Origin of the sequence: Paraburkholderia sp. SECH4, from assembly GCF_030511745.1 — a bacterium.
In the GTDB taxonomy this organism is placed as follows: Bacteria; Pseudomonadota; Gammaproteobacteria; order Burkholderiales; family Burkholderiaceae; genus Paraburkholderia; species Paraburkholderia madseniana.
In genome coordinates this window covers 1-3,476 of record NZ_JALOCP010000095.1, presented here as the reverse complement: position 1 = coordinate 3,476, position 3,476 = coordinate 1, and the positions used below count along the sequence as shown (strand labels likewise).

3 protein-coding genes are annotated in these 3,476 nt (G+C 63.3%); all 3 read right to left on the bottom strand.

The features are described from left to right. Positions 1–114: 114 nt before the first annotated feature. From M0D67_RS41765 to istA, 3 genes are read right to left on the bottom strand one after another with little or no spacing between them, the layout of a single operon-like run. Positions 115–333, bottom strand: coding sequence for a hypothetical protein (locus M0D67_RS41765; protein WP_200655561.1), 219 nt, complete (start codon positions 331–333; stop codon positions 115–117). Further along, positions 330–1,112, bottom strand: coding sequence for an IS21-like element helper ATPase IstB (istB, locus tag M0D67_RS41760; RefSeq protein ID WP_200655560.1), 783 nt, complete (start codon positions 1,110–1,112; stop codon positions 330–332). Before istB ends, M0D67_RS41765 begins: the two co-directional genes overlap by 4 nt. Next, positions 1,093–2,604 (bottom strand): IS21 family transposase, encoded by a 1,512-nt coding sequence (gene istA, locus M0D67_RS41755; RefSeq protein ID WP_266243601.1) that lies wholly within the window; start codon positions 2,602–2,604, stop codon positions 1,093–1,095. The genes istB and istA overlap by 20 nt, the downstream gene beginning before the upstream one ends. Positions 2,605–3,476 lie beyond the last annotated feature (872 nt).

The following is a 3,476-nucleotide window of genomic DNA, read 5'->3' as shown; positions in this document are numbered from 1 at the left end:
TGTTGCCGGTGGTGTAAAACCGCTTAAAGATGGCGTCGCAAAGTTGAGCAAAGCGCTCAACAATAAGGGGGCCGTGTGGCCCCCTCGTGGTTGCTGGGATGTGCAGCGAGTCCGTCAGAACGGGGGATCGTCGCGTACCTGGGTATCGCAGTGACTCGCGCGCTGTGCGCGCAAGGACTCGTGAAGCTGGCGAGCGTAATGCTGCCGGACGATTTCCAGTAGATCGTCGAGCAACTCAAACACGGCAAGCGCCTGTTCAGGTGTCCAGTCTTCGGGCACGACGAACGGCAGGCCATGCCGTCGTCCCGATGGCAGCAAGGGCGTTCGAGTCATTCGTCCGCTCCTTCCTGCGCGCCATTCTTCTTTGCTCCTCGCCGTCGGGAACGTGCTTCGGCGCGCTCGCGCGCTTCCTTGAGACGGTAGGATTCGCCCTCGATCGCGATGACCTCGGCGCGATGCACCAGCCGGTCAACCAGCGAGACGACACAGGCGGCATTCGGGAACACCTCGTTCCATTCCTTGAATGGTTTGTTAGTAGTCACGATCGTAGAACGGGACCCGTATCTCCTGCTGATCAGTTCGAACAGCAGGTCGGCATGCCGGTTTGAGTACGACAGATAGCCGACTTCGTCAATACAGAGCAGGTCCGGCGTTGCGTAGTAGTGCAGACGCCGGCGCAACGCCGAATCGCTATCGAGCGCGGCAAGTTCGCCGAGCATTTCCCCTGCGGCCTTGAACAGCACCGTATGACCCTGAATGAGCGCCTGATGGGCCACGTTCTGCGCAAGCGTCGATTTGCCCACTCCGTTTGGGCCAATGAACACGGCGTTAGTTGCCTCCCTGACGAACTCCAGCGACATCAGTTCACTGACGGCCACGCGATCGATGCGTTTGGGCCATTGCCAGTCGAAGTCGCCCAACGCCTTGAAGTCACCCAGCTTCGCGGCGCGGATGCGCCGCTGCAGGGATCGGTGGGTGCGCTCGTCTTCTTCCCACTGGATAAGCGGCGCGACCCATTCAGCGCTGGCCACCTCGGGCCAGTGCCCGGCCAGGCCGTTCAGGCGTAATGCCCGCGCGCGCGTGAGCAGGATGTCAGTGGTCTTCGTGTTCATGGTCATCATTGTCCGTTGTCAGTTGATCGTAGCTGTCGAGCCGATGCGGCTGCACCGGCGTGTCCTTGCGCCGCACGTGCTCGGGCAGACTCATCGCGACCGGAGGCGGCTCACCGCGCGCGGCACGCCGGCGCTCCAGCGCCAGACGGACGGCGTTTGTGTGCGGTACGTCTATCGCGAGCACCTCCTCGACCGCGGCCTGCAGCTCGGCTGCGCCGTACCGGTCGAGCAGGCGCAGCAACCCGTTCGTGAGCCCACCGAGATTTGCGCCGCGCTCAGCCGCGCGCGTGAGCAGCAACTGGCTGGCCGGCACGGCCTTCGTCAGGCTGTTGACGCCGCGATGCTGGCTCGCCTGGCGTTTGCGTTCCTTGAGCTCACGGATGTGCTCGGGCAGTTCGATCTGCGCATCACGGTCATAGCTGCGGGGGTGACTGGCAACGAGCTGGGCGCCATCGAAGATGCGCACCTGCTGCAGGTCGGCGCGTACGCTTAGCGTGCGTCGCACATGCGTGTGCTGGATCGTGTAATCGTTCAGGTCGAAGCGCACGTACGGCTGCTTGCCGACCTTCACCTCGAGCTGCTCCTCGAGGGGGTAAGGGTTCTCTGGCAGCGCAAGCAGTAACGGCTTCTCCATCGCGAAGGCCTCGCGTACCGTCATGGTCCGATCCTCCGGACACGGCCGGTCGGCCGCCTGGGTGCGGCACCAGTGCTCGGCCTGGGCATTCAGATCATCGAGATCCCTGAAGGCGCGCGCCGCGAAGAACGCTTCGCGTATATGGCGAATGGCCCGCTCGACTCGTCCTTTTTCGTTACCGCGGTATACCGCCACCGGACGCGGCTCGAACCGGTAATGCCCGGCAAATGCGAGCAGCCTCGGGTTGAAGCGAATCGCGTCACCCTGACGCTCAAGCACAGCACTTTTAAGGTTGTCGTACAGGATGACCTTCCCGAGCCCACCCCAATGGGTGAACGCGCCGACATGCCCGCGAAGGAAGTTCTCCATCCGGGCATCGAGGAAGAAGTGCAGATAAATGTCGCGCGAGTACGAGAGCACCATCACGAAGGCCATCAGCGGGCGCCTCGCCCGACCGATCTCCATGTGGCCAAAGTGGGCCCAGTCACATTGCATCTGTTCTCCCGGCAACGTGCGCAGACGCAGGAATGCCTCGGCCGCCCGACGCGGACGGCGTTGCGCAATCAGGTGCCGGAAGTGGTCAGGCGCCCCCTTGTAGCCGCGCTCGCGTACCATCGAGTACAGGCGGCTGGCCGTCAGCGTCGGAAACGTCTCCAGTGTCTGCTGGATGAACTGAAGGTACGGCTCAATCATTGAAGGGCGCGGCGGCGGTCCGTGTCGTGGCAGCCCCGCATACGCGAGCACACGCTGCACTGTCTGACGATGCACACGCAACTGCTTCGCGATGGTGCCGCAGCGCCACTTTTCGACGTGGTAAAGGCGCAGGATCTGCGCCTCCAGTTCAGCTTTTATGGTCATCAGGAATGTCTCCGCGATCGAAGCAATAAATACGACGCGGACCTCGACGACGCACAAAGCCAGTTCGCACGAACGGTGGCAACGGGCCGCCACAATAGTGACAGTGCGGCGTTGCTGATGCCGTCGGCGCTGGCGCCGCCGTCGTACGATCATCGGCTTGAACTGCAACGGCGGCGCCTGTCGTCAGGTCCGCTTGCAGTACATCATTGGCAGGGGGAGCGGGTGAACCGTGATGCGTCACGATTTTGCGTCGAGCCCGGTGGCGTCGCGATCGGGCCGCGTGGGCAAAGCGCCCGCGACGGCTGCGCTGATACCGGCGGCCGGCTTCGCGCACACTGACCCGCCGGGCCTCTTTGGTGCAATCGCGGCAATAGCGGTTGCCGCGGTCACAGGGCCCGCAAATGAGGACCTGCGCCCGGCAACGGGCGCACACCAGCAGGCGGCCTGTGGACTGAATCCCACAGGAATTTCTTCCGGGCATCGGCGTTCCTTGATGAACGCCGAAGACCATCGACAGAGCACACCTGCCATGCAACAATTGACGCGCACAGGTGCGCCGGACCTGACATCCGGACTCAGTGTGGGCGCGGCATCGGTTTGACTCGCGAGGTCTTGATGGCCGATGCTGCGCCGGTTGTTTCTTCGGCGAACCGCCTTTCTATCACGGCCCAGACTGTTCGCGAGATGCGCCGCAGGGTGCGTCTCCAGTCGCCCTACGGGCTCCCTTCGACGCACCCTGCGTCAACTCCTTTCCATTTACTCCAGTATCCCCAGGACCACCTGCCCGTCATCTCGTCGCGCGCATACGCGTTTGCAACGCCGCCGTCAACCTGGCGCCGCCAGATTTGAGCGGATCCCCAGCGCCATCGACA